Raw genomic sequence first — 16,819 nt, forward strand, 5'->3', positions numbered from 1 at the left:
GGGGGAATTAATTAATCAAGTTTTTCTATTATATCTTATTTGATCTGTATGATTGCTTTACGATCGTAAAAGGTTCCATTTAAATTTGTTTTGTACATTTTTATTGCTTCATCTCTATCGGTGGTTTTAAAAATGTAAATGTGCATAAATCCTGTTTTAGGATCTACAAAATAATCTGCGTCTATATCATCATTTCGTAACTCATCTACATTTCTATCAGCTAAAGCTTTTTGAGAGTTAACATATACTCGTAAATAATATCCTGGTTCTACTCCTGCTGCCTCCATAGGGTAAACTCTTGCAGGTGGCTGGGTTTTAGGTTCTTCATAATTCTTAACCTCTCCTCCTAAAGTAATCTTCACCACGTATACAGGGTCTTTCGTGTTTTTTTTAACTTTTATCGTTGAATTATCTTTTTTCTCATCATTCTTCTCAAACAAACGAGTTTTATCATTAAAATCATCTACTTTTTCTATTGCATCTTCCTCTTTAGCAAACCGATCTATATACACATAGTATAATTTTTTGTTTGGCTCAAACACATATTTTGCTTCAATATCTAAACGCTTCCATTTTTCTATTAAGGCTTCTGCATTTTCTTTACTTCTAAACTGATCTGAAATAACATAGTACATAGTACCACCTCCTCCAGAACGTGTTATTGTACTTCTACGCCATGGTTTATTTGACCTTCTTTTCAATGAAGTGTCTTTTGCCTCAACACTATCTCTAATAATTACATTATTAGTTATTGTTTTAGGTGCTGGTTGATTTTTTAAGATTCGTAACACTTCATCTATCTTTTTATTTAAAATATCGATAGAGTCTTGTGCTTGTTGAATTTCATCTGATAAATCGTTATGTTCCTGATTTTTATATTCTACCTCTTTTTTTGGAGCTCTTTCAGGTAAACTAACTTTTACATTACCTGTTCTTCTTTTTGGACGTTCTCTTGTAAATGATTTTTTACCAAAATTATAAATTAGCCCTACCTCATTTGTTGCTGCAAAACTACTTTTTTCATAACTGATTCCTATGGCTAAATTTTCTGACAAGTTGATTCCCATTCCTGCAGAAATACCATATGCATTATCATAACCTGCTTTTATCCAACCTGCTTTAGGTAAGTCTATTATAGCACTTCCACCTATACCAAAATCATCATTTCCTGGTTTTCTAGCGGTTGCCAAAAATCGAACATCAGCACCTTCAAAAAGTCCTGATGCATACGTAAATTCATGAGAATACATTAAGTGCCCCGAAAATGTTTTTTCTCCAAAAGAAGTAGCCATTTCACTTCTTTTAAGATTAAAATCTACTAAATTTTCAAAGAAAATTCCAACATCAAATTTCCCTATAGATAAAGTTACTGCTGGTTGAAAATTAACTACTGGATCATCTTGGTAATTACTTAAAAAAGTATCGTCATCATCAGTTACCAAAACTTTACCCCAGTTTAAACTTCTTCTACTATACAAAAAGTTAAAACCAAAGGTTAAGTCCATGGTTTCATTTAATTGTAAACGATGTGCATAATTTGCTAAAGCGCCAAAATCTTTTACGGATCCTACATCTTGTTGATAAACAGCAACTCCCGCCCCAACATTTTCTCTCATTTTTCCTGAATAAGCAAGCACATATAAACGAGGATTGTCTTCAAAATCTACATTGCTATTTCTTACAATAGCTGAAAGTGACGTTTTATTTTCGCGCAATGCAGAAAAGGTAGGAACTGTTAAGAAGCGATTAAACTTCATAAAGTTACGAGAACTGAAGCTATTGTATTGCTGTTCATTACCAGAAGTTTGTGCTTGCACAGCAAACACATTTAGTACGAGTATTATAAGTAAGGTAATTTTTCTAATCATTCTAACTTTTTAGTGTAAAACAGATATAGTTCCAGCTTTAATCAACTTATCCTCTCTTATTATCTTGTAATAAAAGACTTTTTGATTTCCTAAATCTCCTGTTGGCCAATCATTTCTATATTCGGTTGTTTTAAAAATTTCTTTACCATTTGCGTTGTACAACATTATTGTTACTAATGGTTGAAACGCATATTTGTTTGATATTTTCCACGTATCATTTTTACCGTCTCCATTAGGAGTTAAGGTATTTGGCACTATAATTTGATCGTCTGGTTCAACTACTTCTATTGTTCTTTCTACCGAACAGTTTCCTACTTTAGCCAGTACTGTATAAAACCCTAAAGTGGTTACTGTTAACTCTTCTGTTGTTGATAATAATGTTCCTGACGTACCTTCTCCTTGATACCATTCATAAGACTCTCCTCCAGCTGCAACTACTACAGCCGAACCTCCTTCTTCCATAACAACTTTTTCTGATGGTGTTATGGTAACTGCTGAATCATCAAATGGAATTACATTTATAGGATTCAACTCTTTATCACAACCAAAACCAGAGTATCGTAATACATACTCTCCTACTTCTGTTACCGTTAATGTTTGCGGATTTGCAGGCGTTACATCTTCTGTACCATCTTTTATCCACTGATACGTATAACCTGCAATAATATTATTTATTGTATACGTAATTGAAGATCCTGAACACAAAGAATTCGAATTAGTATCTGAAGAAACATTAGGCACCTCTACCAATTGCACAGGTAATACACCTGAGATTCCTTCTACCAAACCTACTTTAACTGTTAAGTCATATGAACCGCTATCTAAATAAGAGCCCAACGACAACTCTTCATTTGTTGCTCCTGAAATAGCAACACCATCCTTATTCCATTGATAATTTAACATAGCAACTTGTGCTGCTGTTAAATCATATTCATTATCATCTGTAGCTATAGCTTTTACACCTACAATACTTAAAGTCGTACTAGTAGAGTTACACGCTTCATAGTTTTCAGATGTTCTAATTGTTGCTTTAAATGATTTAACATCTAAAAGTGTGTATTTATCTGAATCAACTATAGCATCACATGATGAACCGGTACTTTGAGTTACTCTAGCATAATATTCTCCTGGTTCATTAGCATTCATACAAAGTTGAGTCCTTGCCGCTAATGGAGTATCAATATCTTTATACCATTGAACAGTTCCTGAAGAAGCATCATGGTTAATACATAACTCTATTGTTTCTCCTGATAAAATTACTGCTGTTAAAGGACCTACTGTATTTACATTAAAACCTGCAGTAGTTTGTTGTTGTAACACCACATTATTTGAAGTAGTTGTACATTCCCCTGTATCAATCACTAAGTGATAGGTACCAAACTGCCCTGTAGTTGGTGTTGTATAGGTAGGTGAATTAGATGATTGTTTTAAAACACCGTCTTGATACCATTTATATATCAATTCTGGATATGAAACTTTGGATTTAAACTCATAAGATTCATCACCACATATTTCAACTGTTGAAGGAGCATCTATTTGGCTATCAGCTGGTGTTAAAACAATAACTTTCATAAAAGTAGAGTCATTATAACCACATACACCATAATCAATTTTTACTTGATACGTTCCTGACTCCGATGTTTCCAACCTTGGTTCTTCTGTTGTAGCTACTAATACATCATCTTTATACCACTGGTATGCTCCATTTTGATTGGTGTTTAATGTGAGCTCTACTGTACCTGAACCACACAATATCTCATTTTCATAGTTATTTAACACTAACTGCTGTGTAGAAAATTTATATGCTTCGAATGGATCAGAATCAGGGCTTGTCATAGCCGGCGAATTTGACACTAATCTTATTTTATAATTGGCACCATAAGTATTATCTGGTAGCTGAAAAGACCTTGAAAAAGTATATAATGAATTTGCATTAGTAAAGGATCCTACATTTTTTGGTGTCCCCCAATTTCCGTCAGCATCTGACAGTTCAATAGTGTAAGTGTTATCACCATTAGGCAATGCTGTTACCTTAAAAGTTACAGAAAAATCAGTCTGAGCACCATTACAAGCATTCGTAAATTGCAGCTCAGGCTTCAATAAAACCTGAGATAATACGCTTGTATTGACACAAAAGAGAAGTAATGCTAAAAGTATTAATATGCTTTTAGTTTTTCTTTTCATTTAAGGGGTTTTTAGGGGTTGCCAAATTTATAGTTTTTCTTAACAAAAGTATAATAAAACCTGTTAAATTAATAGGGAAATATATAAAATCTATTCCTAACTAACAACTAAAGTTTTTTTCTTCAAAAAAACCATTCCTCTCATCTCCCAATAAAACCCGTAAACAACTAATTAACAAAACCTTAAAAAAAGGTTATTTTCCCCTTTAACTTCAACATTCAAATCGTTACAATCATTTTAAAAATCTACCGTATATTTGTTATTCATTTTACAATTTATGACTAAGAAAATAACTATCGCTATCGACGGTTTTTCATCAACAGGAAAAAGCACGATTGCTAAACAATTAGCCAAAAAATTAGAATATATTTATGTTGACACTGGCGCTATGTATAGAGCTGTTACACTGTACGCTATGCAACAAAATTATATTTCTGAAACCTTTTTCAACCCTAATGATTTAGTCGCTGATCTAGACAATATTTCTTTATCTTTCACCTTTAACGAGCAACTTGGTTTTGCTGAAATGTTTTTAAACAACACCAATGTTGAAAAAGAAATTAGAACTATTGAAGTTTCTAAACTAGTAAGTAAAGTTGCTGCCATTTCTGAAGTACGAAAAAAACTAGTGAAGAAACAACAAGAAATGGGGAAAAATAAAGGAATTGTAATGGACGGTCGTGACATTGGAACAGTAGTTTTTCCTAATGCTGAATTAAAATTATTTATGACCGCTTCAGCCGATAAGCGTGCAACTCGTCGTTACAAAGAATTGTTGGATCGTGGTGATAAAGTGAAGTATGAAGAAATTTTACAAAACGTACAAGAACGCGATAGAATTGATTCTACCAGAGAAGACTCTCCTTTAATCAAAGCAGAAGACGCTATTGAATTTGACAATTCAGACATGGGACTTAAAGAACAATTTGATCGCATTATGAGCCTTGTAAATGCTAGAATTTAACATTCTTAAAACCACATAATATATTACCGAACCTTGTAAAATTTTTGCAAGGTTCTTTTTTGGTTACTATGTATAAAATTGTATATTCCCTACATGAAAATACTAGAAAAAATCCTTAATGTTTCTCAAACACGAGAAGCAGATAAACACACAATTTTAAAAGAAGAAATTTCCTCTTTTGCTCTTATGGGGCAAGCTTCTCTTGCATTTGTTAAAGCCATCGAACCTTTATTACAACGTTCACAAAAAATTGCCATTATTGGAGGTTCTGGAAACAATGGAGGTGACGGATTTGCCATTGCTAGAATTTTAAGAAATAAAAAGTACAATATACAACCCTTTTTAGTTCAATTTAAAGATACTCTTACACCCGATTGTATTATTAATTATGAAAAATTACACGATACAATTGTCATAAATTCAACTCGTGAAATCCCTAGTTTTTCCGAATACGATGTTATTATTGATGCTATTTTTGGTTTTGGGCTTTCAAGACCTATTACTGGTTTTACAAAACAAGTTATTGAAAACATCAACAAAGCTAAAAAAACAGTATATGCTGTTGACGTACCTTCAGGATTATACTGTGACACACTACCTGATTCTGAAACTATCGTACAAGCAGACATCGTAGTTAGCTTTCAACGCCCAAAACTTTCTTTCTTTTTTCCTGAAAATGGAAACTATGTAAAAAACTGGAAAACTGTTGATATTGGTTTAGACGAAGAATTTGTTCAACGACAAGACAGCAAACACTTTATTCTAAATGAGAAAATTGTAGAGGTTTTAGCTACTAGACCTCGTCAATCTCACAAAGGAGATTATGGACACACCTTACTAATTACTGGTTCTTACGGTAAAATGGGAGCTGCGACACTTTCTTCTAAAGCTTGCTTAAGAAGTGGTACAGGATTGTTAACCACATATGTACCAAAATGTGGCTATCAAATTATACAATCTTCAATTCCAGAAGCCATATGCTTAACCGACGAGAATGAAGAATTCGTGACCCAACTACCAGAAATTTCCAAATACGACGTTGTCGGGATAGGTCCTGGGTTAGACACCAACGAAAAAACAGCACAAGTTGTAAAAAAACTACTTTCTGAAAGTAAGAATCCACTAGTTATTGATGCCGACGCTATTAATATTATTTCACAAAATGAAGAGTTAATATCACTACTTCCCAAAAATTCTATTTTAACTCCGCATATTAAAGAGTTTGACAGATTAGTAGGAAAATCTAACACCTCAACAGAACGTTTTCAAAAACAACTTGAGTTTTCTGCAAAACACCAATGTGTGGTGGTTTTAAAAAATGCCTATACCGTGATTTCTTCTCCTCAAGGAAATTTATATTTCAACACTTCTGGAAACCAAGGAATGGCAACTGGTGGTAGTGGCGATGTACTTACAGGAATTATCACTGGCCTGTTAGCGCAAAATTATTCGTCTTTACACGCTGCTTTATTAGGGGTATATTTCCACGGAAAAGCAGGTGACGAAGCTGCTAGTAAAAAAGGACACAATGCTTTAATAGCTTCGGATATTATTGACGCTTTACGTATAGAAAAACATTAATTTTCTTTAGAAAATGCTTGGATTAGTATTGCTAACAACATTACTAATCCACAACCTAAAGCGTTTAACCACAAGTACGGCAACCAATCGATATACCAAACTGCAATAATGATAATTTGTGTAATTATTGCTGCGATAAACACTGCATTTCCTTTTACATATTTTAAAAAAAAGGCGAGTAAAAAGATTCCTAGTACATTTCCGTAGAAAATAGAACCGATAATATTTACCAACTGAATTAAATTATCAAACAAATTAGCTACGCAGGCAACTAAAATTGCCATGATACCCCAACCTAACGTAAACCATTTTGACATTTTTACATAATGCTCTTCGCTATATTCTATTGCGGTATTTCGTTTGTATAAATCAATTGCGGTAGTGCCTCCCAAAGCATTTAATTCAGAGGCTGTAGATGACATCGCTGCAGATAAAATTACAGCCAACAACAATCCTATCAATCCCTTTGGTAAATTATTCAGAATAAAGTGAATAAACACATAGTCTTTATCGTTCGTTTCTACTTGAGCATCAGCTTTTGAAATAATGGTTTTAGCCTCTTCTTTTAACTCTTTATCTTGCTCATTAAATTCTTGAATTTGCGCTACATTTTCAGGAGTTAATCCTTCAAAAATCAATGCTTTTTTTCTTTCTTCAATAAAACGATGTTGTTCTTCTAACTTAACATATTGCTCTATTGTTTCAAGGTTAGAATTTGCTATAGCCTCTCCTGCTTTTGGATTAAAATTTAACGGAGACGGATTAAACTGATAAAATACAAACACCATCACTCCTACTAACAGAATAAAAAACTGCATCGGTACTTTTAACAACCCGTTAAAAATTAATCCTAACTGACTTTCTCGTAATGATTTTCCAGACAAGTATCGTTGTACCTGACTTTGATCAGTTCCAAAATATGATAACATTAAAAATGTTCCTCCTAAAATACCTGTCCAAACAGTATATCGATTATTTAAATCCCAAGAAAAATCTAGTACTTGCATTTTATCGGAAACTCCCGCTATCTCTAATGCTTTCGTAAACGTAATATCATCAGGTAAATATTGCAGTATCAAATAAAATGCTACAAACATTCCTGCAAAAATCACTGCCATTTGTTGTTTTTGCGTAACACTTACTGCTTTGGTTCCACCGGAAACGGTATATATAATTACCAAAACCCCAATGATAATATTCAAAGTAATTAAATCCCACCCTAAAACAGCCGACAAAATAATAGCTGGGGCGAAAATGGTAATTCCTGCTGCTAATCCTCGTTGAATTAAAAACAGAATAGCTGTTAAGGTTCGAGTTTTTTGATCAAACCTTCCTTCTAAATATTCATAGGCTGTATAAACTTTTAATTTGTGATAAATAGGAATAAACACCAAGCAAATAATTACCATTGCGATTGGTAATCCGAAATAAAACTGCACAAACCCCATTCCGCTATGAAATGCTTGCCCTGGAGTTGATAAAAAAGTTATTGCACTAGCTTGTGTTGCCATTACTGACAAACCAATCGTCCACCATTTACTTTCATTTCCTCCTTTTATGTAATCCTCTACATTTTTACTTCCACGGGTTTTCCAAACTCCGTATAAAACAATAAATAATAAGGTAAGCGAAAGAACAATCCAATCTATATCTTGCATGGTTATTTTGTATATAGGTTAGTAATTATGTAAAACAACACGATGTAAATTAGGTTAGCCACCAAGACAACCGTGTATTCTTTTTTCCATATATACTTTTTATCCATACTTTACTTATTTTTTAGTTGACTATTCTTTTGGTTTTTGATAAAAACTATCCGCTAAAGAATCTTTACTTAATGACGCTTTTAAAAATACCACTGGCTCTTTTACCGGTTCTTTTGGTTGCCCGTTTTCATCTTTAGCGTACCAAGTTATAGATTTTGGCAATAACAAACCGTTAACATTTTCCCAATCGCTATATCTTATTAAACTGTACTTATCTGTAGGCTCTTTGCTAAAAAAGGTAACTGTATACCCTAACCAAGTCATTTGTTTAGTTTCAGGATGGTAAAATATAAAATAATTATCATCTGGTGAAGTTCCCACATTCGCTTTATAAGAAATTTTAACCCCAGGATATGTTATACCTTCAAAAGTTAATGGTTTTGTTTCTGAATACACAATTCCTTCATCTGCCAATACAAAAGGCATCGCATAAAAGTAAAAGTATAAATTGTAATAAAAATCAGGATTTCCTTTAAACGCTGCTGAATCTTGTTGCTTTAACCACACTTCTTTTCCATCAAATCCTAAAGAATAATTTGATGAATTAAGAATTGTTTTCCTAGAAGGCAAATCAACGGTGTAAGCTTCATTATTCAATGTAAACGACAAAGTTTTTATCTCTTTCCATTGATTCAAACCTCCATGAGTTTCAAAAACTTCACTAATAGCCTTTGGATATTTTACCTCTTTGACCTCTTCTTTTTGAACAATTCCTTTTTTTTGTTCATTCTTACAAGCCAACAATATGGAGACCATCGTAATGATTAATAATATATTTTTCATGATAGTAGATTTGTTGTAATTGTCGAAACAATCATTTAAAATTACACTTAAAAAAGAAAACTCTTTGAAAAAATTTCAAAGAGTTTTTTGTTAACTATAAAAACTGAATAAACTTACTCATCCGTTAAACTTTCCATAAAAGCAATTAAGTCTTGAATTTCTTTGTCTGATAAATTCAATTTATCAGCTGGTAACGTTTGGTTTGGGACGTGATACCCTAAACCTTCACCTCCACCTTTATTATAAAATTCAACAACTTGCTCTAATGTTTCATAAACTCCATTATGCATGTACGGAGCCGTTTTTGAAATATTACGAACGGTAGAAGTTTTAAAAAAGTATTTTCTTTCCTCTGTTTTAAATACATTATAGACTCCTAAATCTCCATCCAACTCCGTTTCAGCTAAATTTGGAACCCCGATAGATTCCACTTCAGTCTCTGTAAAATTAGGTGGAACCGTTCCGTTAAATACTGGTGGAAAATGACAAGTTGCACATTTTGCTTTCCCCATAAAAAGGTTGAATCCGTTGACCTCAGAAGTAGTTAACGTGTTTTCTTTTTTATTGATGTTTTTATCAAATTTAGAACTAAAATCACCTAAACTTCTAATGTAATTTGCCATCGCATTTCGGATGTTGAAATCACTTACTTTTCCGTATAAATCGGTAAACGATTTTGTATATGCACTATCTTTCTCAACCGTTTCTGTTAGATTTTTTAAATTGGTATGAAACTCATTTTTGTTTTCAACAACGCCTACAATCTGACCTTCTAAACTACCTGCTCTTCCATCATGAAAAAAAGTTTGTTGGTAGGCTGCATACGATACTGTTGGCGTGTTTCTTAACTGCTTCGGAAAAGTTGCTAATCCATCAGTAAATGCTTTGTCTTTGATATGACAAGTAGCACAACTCATTACTCCGTCTTTTGACAAACTTTTATCGTTGAACAGCTTCTTCCCCAACGCTATTTTTTCATCTGACATTGCATTTTCTAACTGATGGTAATCGTTAAAGAAATCCATATTAAATGTTTCTTTTGAAAACAACGAAGTGATGTTGTTGTTGAACGCCAAAGTTAACGGAAACTCTACTTTCCAGTCTTCCGCAGTATTTGCTAACAATTCTAATTGCTTATGCGCATGGTTTTGAATAAAATCGAAACGATTGAACGTAGCAAATTTTCCTTCTTCTAATACTTTTTGAGTTGCTTGTATTTCATTCAACCAATCAGTATATAAATTTTCATTTGAAAATTCTTTTTTATAGGTATTTATAATGAAAAGTATAGTTTCATAATTTGTTTTAGCCTCAGTTAACGACTGCCCTAACACAGGCGAATCAAAACCTGTAATTCCTACCAAAGCTATTCTTGCAATTTGATCGCGTAGCAACCACAACGTATGGTATTTTTTTAAATACAATGTGTTGTTTCCTGCTATTAATTTAAGTCTGTTTGCTGTAGTTTTAACGATGTTATTCACTTCAGCAACATCTACCTCATCTTCGTGTAATAATTCTTCAATAACTTGAAATCCGAAAGGATTTCTTATTTTAATATCCGTAGCGTCTTCTTCTTCAATCTTTAAAATATTAGGAGCGTTTAAACTCTTGTAATTTTCTTTGTCTGCAAAAGCCAAAATAGGTTCAATTAGCTTGAATTCTTTCCTTGCTAATTTGTATTTTTTTAGTTTTTCTGAAACTGTTTCAACAGTATTTAATTCTTCTAACAGCACAATACAACTATCGAGGTGTTGTGTGTAATACTCTTGAATTTTCAACACCAAAGCTTGATTATCAACCTTCGCATATCTAGCTGTTTTTTCTTGTTTACAACCAACTATAGATACCAGAAAAAGACACATTATAACATGTGCCTTTTTTATTTTACTTAAACTGTTTGTCATTATCTGTTTAATCCTTGAACAATATATAATTGACTTCCTTCCTTTGTTGTTTCAGCAGCGTCATTTGCTAAAGCATCTGTAAACGCACCACCATCAGCAGGAACCCATCCGTGGTTTTGAGTAATTAATAAGAATGTATCGTTTACTCCGATAGTTTCAGAAATGTCGATCATACCTGTAATTTCCCAAGCACTTTCTTGATAAGAAGCTCCGTAACCTGCAGCTGTAGCAGCTACTTGATCACATTCTAATACTTTTTTAACCTCTCCTGTGTTTAAGTTATATTGATATAAACTTGCAGCGTGGTTTTTATCTCCATCAAAATATCCGTTAGGATCTTCTTGAATATACGCATAATTATCAGTAACTACGATGTTGTCTGGACTATGGAAATCTTTCGCTTTACCATCTAACTTATCACCATCTAACACACAAGTAATTTTAGCAGCACCAGTAGGATCGTTTTCGTTTAATTCTACTTTATATACACGTCCGTAGATAGTTCCTTTTCCCATTAAACCATCTTTTTTACGACCTGTAACACAAAAATAGATTTCACGGTTGTTCTTAGCAGAACCTCTTCTCCAGTCGATATCTTCTAAACGAGAGAATCCCATTACTCCTTTTTCTTTTGCTTCAGCATCTAATAAGTCGATGTTCTTTTCAGTTAACTCAACAAAAGTAGCATTGTAAGTTTGACCTTCAGCCATATCCATTTCGTAAGTAACTCCTTCGTCAGTAACTTTTAAACCGTATAATTTACCTCCATTTAAGTCTCCTCTTTCACCAACGTACATTCCTAATTGCCCAGAAGGAACTTCGTTATCAGAGTGATCATCACCAATAAATAAAACTGTTTTATCTGCATAAGCATCTTTACCAATTACTACAGCATTTTCTGTAGACCATTGTCCCATTGCAGTTAACATATTTGGAGTACTTGCTGCTGAAGCTTCCTTGAAAGGATCAGTTGCGAAAACACCTTTAGATGCTCCTCCCCATTCACCTCCTGATAAGTATAATGGTCCGAAACCATGCTCTTCCATAGTTACCAAAGAACCTGAACATTGAGCTGTACTTGCAGTTGCGTTTGCATTTAAAATATATTCACCATGAACTGGCTTAAACGTTTTATCTAATTTGATACGAGCGATTGAGTAATCAGCTTCAATATTATTGATTAATGTAAATGTTCCATCTGAATTCTTCATTAACCCAGCACCATCTGCCATAGAACCATAGATAAAGTTTGGAGTCTCTTCTAATTTATCTTCTGAAGATAATAAAGGGTAAATTTTTACTCCTGAAAACTCAGATTCTAATTTTAAAAAATTAGGGGTTTTAGAGTGTGCTTTTAACTCAACTGACTCTCCACTTCCTGGTGTATTAGACCCACTTTCAGAATCACAAGATGTTAATGTAACTGCTGTACAAACACCTAAAAATCCTAATTTCAATAAATTTTTCATTGTTAAATTTTATTTAGTTTTTATAGGCGCAAATCAACAACACTAACTTTAAGAATATTTTAGCTCCAGTTTAAATCTACCTCAACAAAACGTTAACTGCTTTAACAAATCTTTAACTAATCTCAATCCTAAAGTTTTAAACAAAAGAAAACCAACACATTAACAAATATGTTGGTTTTACAATTTTTAATACACTATTTATTTTCTATAACTAAAGTCTTTCTTTTATGATGTTTTCTACAACTTCTGGATTTAATAATGTTGAAACATCTCCTAAGTTACTCAATTCATTATGTGCTATTTTACGTAAAATACGTCTCATAATTTTTCCTGAACGTGTTTTAGGCAATCCTTCAACAAATTGAATTTTATCTAATTTTGCTATCGGACCAATATGTTCGGTTATTATTTGATTTATTTCCTTTCGAAGATTGTCTTGATTTCTTTCTTCTCCTGTTTCTTTTAAAATCACATAACCGTACAACGCATTTCCTTTAACATCGTGAGGGAAACCTACAATGGCACTTTCTGCTACTGCTGGATGCTCATTTACAGAATCTTCAATAGGTGCAGTACCTAAATTATGACCAGAAACAATAATTACATCATCTACACGACCAGTAATTCTATAATACCCAACTTCGTCACGTAGTGCTCCATCTCCAGTAAAATACATATTATCATACGCAGAGAAATAAGTTTCTTTATAACGTTGATGATTTCCCCAAATTGATCTTGCCATAGAAGGCCAAGGATACTTTACACACAAACGACCGTCTACTTGATTTCCTTTAATTTCTTTTCCATTCTCATCAATTAACGCTAATTGAATTCCAGGAAGTGGTAACGTTGCATACGTTGGTTTGGTTGGTGTTAAATATGGTAACGGTGAAATCATGATTCCTCCTGTTTCCGTTTGCCACCAAGTATCTACAATTGGGTTTTTCTTTTTTCCTACATTGTCATTATACCAGTGCCACGCTTCTTCATTAATTGGTTCTCCTACCGTACCTAATACTTTTAATGACGATAGATCGTGACTATCTACAAAATCTAAATTCTCTTTTGCCAAAGCTCTAATGGCTGTAGGTGCAGTATAAAACTGAGTTATTTTATGTTTCTCAATAATTTCCCAAAAACGACCAAAGTCAGGATAACTAGGTACTCCTTCAAACATTACTGTTGTAGCTCCATTGGCTAACGGACCGTATACAATGTAACTATGCCCAGTAATCCAACCAATATCTGCCGTACACCAATAAATATCGTTTTCTTTATAATTGAATACATTTTTAAACGTATATGCCGTGTACACCATGTACCCCGCTGTGGTATGTAACATTCCTTTAGGACTTCCTGTTGAACCAGAGGTATACAAAATAAACAACGGATCTTCAGCATCCATAATTTCAGGAACACAATCTTGATAAGCTTCTTCTAACAAAGGTGCTAACCATTTATCACGACCTTCTTTTAATTCTATATCAGAATGAATTCGTTTCGCTACTAATACTGTTTCTATGGATGGACAACTCTCTAAGGCTTCATCTACAATACTTTTTAAATCGATTGTTTTCGCTCCTCTGTAAGAGCCATCGGAAGTAATCACCATTTTTGCTCCACAATCGTTAATTCTGGTAGCTAAAGCTGTAGATGAGAACCCTGCAAACACTACAGAATGTACTGCTCCTATTCGAGCACAAGCTAAAATAGAAATTGCTAACTCAGGAATCATCGGTAAATAAATACAAACTCTATCTCCTTTTTTAATTCCTTGTTCTTTTAACACATTCGCAAACTTACATACGCGCTTGTGTAATTCCTTGTAAGAAATGTGCTCTGCTTCTTCATCAGGATTATTAGGTTCAAATAAAATAGCTGTTTTATCTCCTCTAATATGTATGTGACGATCTATACAGTTTTCTGTAATATTTAGTTTTGCTCCTTCAAACCATGTAAACTCTGGTTTTGAAAAATCGTACTCTACAACTGTATCCCATTTTTTTCTCCAAACGAAGTGCTCTTCTGCTATTTCTTCCCAAAATAATTCTGGATTTCTTACTGACTTTCTATATAATTGAAAATATTCTTCTAATGTTTTTACGTGATAGTTACTCATTCTTATACACCTTTTTATTTTAGCTTAAGCCACTAAAATAAATCATTTTTAATTGTTTATCAACTTATTAATTTCTTCTTCTTAAAACATAAATCAATCTTCTTCATTTTGCAATAAGCGAGAATGCACAATAAAACGAACTCCTAAAGGTATTTCTAATGAGAAACTAGAACCTCTGCCTTCAGTTATGTCTATTGTTAAATGCGTATGTTTCCAATATTCAAATTGGTCTCTATTCATATAAAAAGGGACTTCTTCTAACACTCCTAACAAAACATCACTTTCATCTAAATACATTTCGTCTTTAGGGAAAATCATTGGTGATGAACCATCACAACAACCCCCACTTTGATGAAAAATCAAATCTCCATGTTGTTTTTTTAGTTTTTCGACTATCGCTTTTGCCGCATCTGTTATTGCTACTCTTTCCATCTTTTTTTAATTATAAAATACTGAGCTTGAAAAAGCTCAGTATTTTCAAACAACTAAAAGAACCCTAACTTGTTTTTATCGTACGATATCAACATGTTTTTAGTCTGACGATAGTGGTCCATCATCATTAAGTGGGTCTCTCTACCAAATCCTGATTTTTTGTAACCTCCAAAAGGCGCATGTGCAGGGTATGCGTGGTAACAATTTACCCAAACTCTACCTGCTTTAATCGCTCTTGGAATTTGATATAATTGATGCGCATCACGTGTCCAAACTCCTGCTCCTAATCCGTACATTGTGTCGTTTGCTATCTCTAAAGCTTCTGCTTCATCTTTAAACTTTGTAACACAAACTACTGGTCCGAAAATCTCTTCTTGGAACACACGCATCTTATTATGCCCTTCTAAAATAGTTGGCTTGATGTAAAAACCATTTGCTAAATCTCCATCTAGCTTATTAGCTTCTCCACCACATAATACTTTTGCCCCTTCTTCTTTTCCTATTTTTATATATGCTTGAATTTTTTCGTATTGATCGTTAGATGCCTGTGCACCAACCATTGTATTTACATCATATGGACTATTTTGTACAATAGCTTCTGTTCTTGCTACCACACGTTCCATAAACTTGTCGTAAATATCTTCTTGTACTAAAATACGTGATGGACAGGTACAAACTTCACCTTGATTAAATGCAAATAAAACTGCCCCTTCAATTGCTTTATCTAAAAACGCATCATCTTCATCCATTACACTATTAAAGAAGATGTTTGGAGACTTCCCTCCTAACTCCATTGTAACAGGATTTAAGTTTTTAGAAGCATACTGCATAATCAACTGTCCTGTAGTAGTTTCACCTGTAAAAGCTACTTTATCTATTCTTGGGCTCGATGCCAATGGTTTTCCTGCTTCAGGTCCAAAACCATGCACTACGTTTAACACTCCTGGAGGAAAAACACCTGCTATTTTTTCCATTAACAATGTTGCTGATGATGGAGTTTGCTCTGCTGGTTTTAATACCACACAGTTTCCTGTTGCTAATGCAGGAGGCAACTTCCATGACAACATTAAAAGAGGGAAGTTCCATGGAATAATTTGCCCTACAACCCCTAAAGGCTCTTTAATGTTCATTGATAAGGTGTTTTTATCAAGTTCTGTAGCACTACCCTCTTCAGCTCTAATAGCTGCAGCAAAATAACGCCAATGATCTACCGCTAAAGGAACATCTGCATTTAAGGTTTCTCTTATAGGTTTTCCGTTATCACAAGTTTCAACTAGCGCAAACTCTTCTAAATTCGCTTCAATAATATCCGCAACTTTATTTAATAACGAAGCTCTTTCTGCTGCAGAAGTATTTCCCCAACTTTCTTTAGCGGCATTAGCAGCATCTAACGCTAACTCTACATCTTCTTTTTGTGATCTTGGATATTTTGCTATGATACTATTATCTACTGGAGATCTATTTTCGAAGTATTCTCCTCCTAACGGAGCTACAAACTCTCCATTAATAAAATTAGCATACGTGTCTTTAAACTTTGGTTTAGTATAACTCATAAACTTTGTATTTTTGTGTTTTATTTGAATTTAGTTAGTGAAATAACATTTTCTTAATTAATCATACATAAAAATGAATATTTCGTAATTTTGGTAAATTTATAATATCACATAACCAATACATTGAACATATTTATTAAATTGTAACACATATCTATTATTCCCCAAAAAACACAAATAGAATTTTGTACTA

Annotated in this window: 11 protein-coding genes; 2 read left to right on the plus strand and 9 right to left on the minus strand. The window is 33.3% G+C overall.

Translation table 11 applies throughout. The annotated features are described in order from the left end of the window. Positions 1 to 35 precede the first annotated feature (35 nt). Together ACKTSU_RS08995 and ACKTSU_RS09000 are read right to left on the minus strand one after the other, a co-directional pair. The gene (locus ACKTSU_RS08995) at positions 36 to 1,868 is read right to left on the minus strand and encodes a PorP/SprF family type IX secretion system membrane protein (RefSeq protein ID WP_408036048.1); all 1,833 of its coding nucleotides are present in this window, start codon (positions 1,866 to 1,868) and stop codon (positions 36 to 38) included. Positions 1,869 to 1,877: 9 nt separating this feature from the next. Further along, on the minus strand, positions 1,878 to 4,052 hold the full coding sequence (locus ACKTSU_RS09000) for a T9SS type B sorting domain-containing protein (protein ID WP_408036050.1): 2,175 nt from the start codon (positions 4,050 to 4,052) through the stop codon (positions 1,878 to 1,880). A gap of 277 nt (positions 4,053 to 4,329) precedes the next feature. Between ACKTSU_RS09000 and cmk the strand changes: the two genes are divergently transcribed. After that, complete coding sequence (gene cmk, locus ACKTSU_RS09005) at positions 4,330 to 5,016, plus strand: (d)CMP kinase (protein WP_408036051.1); 687 nt, start codon at positions 4,330 to 4,332, stop codon at positions 5,014 to 5,016. A 93-nt stretch (positions 5,017 to 5,109) separates the two neighbouring features. Continuing rightward, a complete protein-coding gene (locus ACKTSU_RS09010) occupies positions 5,110 to 6,597 on the plus strand; it encodes an NAD(P)H-hydrate dehydratase (RefSeq protein ID WP_408036052.1) in 1,488 nt (495 codons plus the stop codon). On the opposite strand, the gene ACKTSU_RS09015 is transcribed toward ACKTSU_RS09010, so the two are convergent. The 7 genes from ACKTSU_RS09015 to ACKTSU_RS09045 all read right to left on the minus strand — a co-directional run bounded on the left by ACKTSU_RS09015 (position 6,594) and on the right by ACKTSU_RS09045 (position 16,626). Continuing rightward, positions 6,594 to 8,255: a sodium:solute symporter gene (locus ACKTSU_RS09015; protein ID WP_408036053.1), complete on the minus strand. Its 1,662-nt coding sequence runs from the start codon at positions 8,253 to 8,255 to the stop codon at positions 6,594 to 6,596. The two genes, ACKTSU_RS09010 and ACKTSU_RS09015, sit on opposite strands and share 4 nt — an antisense overlap. Before the next feature lie 129 nt (positions 8,256 to 8,384). Beyond that, positions 8,385 to 9,146: a hypothetical protein gene (locus tag ACKTSU_RS09020; RefSeq protein ID WP_408036054.1), complete on the minus strand. Its 762-nt coding sequence runs from the start codon at positions 9,144 to 9,146 to the stop codon at positions 8,385 to 8,387. A 113-nt stretch (positions 9,147 to 9,259) separates the two neighbouring features. Further along, a complete protein-coding gene (locus ACKTSU_RS09025) occupies positions 9,260 to 11,053 on the minus strand; it encodes a cytochrome-c peroxidase (RefSeq protein ID WP_408036055.1) in 1,794 nt (597 codons plus the stop codon). After that, entirely contained in the window at positions 11,053 to 12,522 is a 1,470-nt protein-coding gene (locus ACKTSU_RS09030; protein WP_408036056.1) for an alkaline phosphatase PhoX, read from the minus strand. The genes ACKTSU_RS09025 and ACKTSU_RS09030 overlap by 1 nt, the downstream gene beginning before the upstream one ends. 211 nt (positions 12,523 to 12,733) lie before the next feature. Beyond that, entirely contained in the window at positions 12,734 to 14,641 is a 1,908-nt protein-coding gene (gene acs, locus ACKTSU_RS09035) for an acetate--CoA ligase (protein WP_408036057.1), read from the minus strand. A gap of 93 nt (positions 14,642 to 14,734) precedes the next feature. Continuing rightward, positions 14,735 to 15,073: a DUF779 domain-containing protein gene (locus ACKTSU_RS09040; RefSeq protein WP_408036058.1), complete on the minus strand. Its 339-nt coding sequence runs from the start codon at positions 15,071 to 15,073 to the stop codon at positions 14,735 to 14,737. Between the two features lie 53 nt (positions 15,074 to 15,126). After that, positions 15,127 to 16,626, minus strand: coding sequence for an aldehyde dehydrogenase family protein (locus tag ACKTSU_RS09045; protein WP_408036059.1), 1,500 nt, complete (start codon positions 16,624 to 16,626; stop codon positions 15,127 to 15,129). Between the last annotated feature and the right edge of the window lie 193 nt (positions 16,627 to 16,819).

The organism is Tenacibaculum aestuarii, assembly GCF_964510395.1.
Lineage (GTDB): Bacteria > Bacteroidota > Bacteroidia > Flavobacteriales > Flavobacteriaceae > Polaribacter > Polaribacter aestuarii.

What these genes read in the sequence shown, in the direction of transcription:
- acs (WP_408036057.1), bottom strand. Translation starts at nt 14,641, where the DNA reads ATGAGTAACTATCACGTAAAAACATTAGAAGAATATTTTCAATTATAT.
- ACKTSU_RS09045 (WP_408036059.1), bottom strand. Translation starts at nt 16,626, where the DNA reads ATGAGTTATACTAAACCAAAGTTTAAAGACACGTATGCTAATTTTATT.
- ACKTSU_RS09030 (WP_408036056.1), bottom strand. Translation starts at nt 12,522, where the DNA reads ATGAAAAATTTATTGAAATTAGGATTTTTAGGTGTTTGTACAGCAGTT.
- ACKTSU_RS08995 (WP_408036048.1), bottom strand. Translation starts at nt 1,868, where the DNA reads ATGATTAGAAAAATTACCTTACTTATAATACTCGTACTAAATGTGTTT.
- ACKTSU_RS09025 (WP_408036055.1), bottom strand. Translation starts at nt 11,053, where the DNA reads ATGACAAACAGTTTAAGTAAAATAAAAAAGGCACATGTTATAATGTGT.
- ACKTSU_RS09015 (WP_408036053.1), bottom strand. Translation starts at nt 8,255, where the DNA reads ATGCAAGATATAGATTGGATTGTTCTTTCGCTTACCTTATTATTTATT.
- ACKTSU_RS09040 (WP_408036058.1), bottom strand. Translation starts at nt 15,073, where the DNA reads ATGGAAAGAGTAGCAATAACAGATGCGGCAAAAGCGATAGTCGAAAAA.
- ACKTSU_RS09010 (WP_408036052.1), top strand. Translation starts at nt 5,110, where the DNA reads ATGAAAATACTAGAAAAAATCCTTAATGTTTCTCAAACACGAGAAGCA.
- ACKTSU_RS09000 (WP_408036050.1), bottom strand. Translation starts at nt 4,052, where the DNA reads ATGAAAAGAAAAACTAAAAGCATATTAATACTTTTAGCATTACTTCTC.
- ACKTSU_RS09020 (WP_408036054.1), bottom strand. Translation starts at nt 9,146, where the DNA reads ATGAAAAATATATTATTAATCATTACGATGGTCTCCATATTGTTGGCT.
- cmk (WP_408036051.1), top strand. Translation starts at nt 4,330, where the DNA reads ATGACTAAGAAAATAACTATCGCTATCGACGGTTTTTCATCAACAGGA.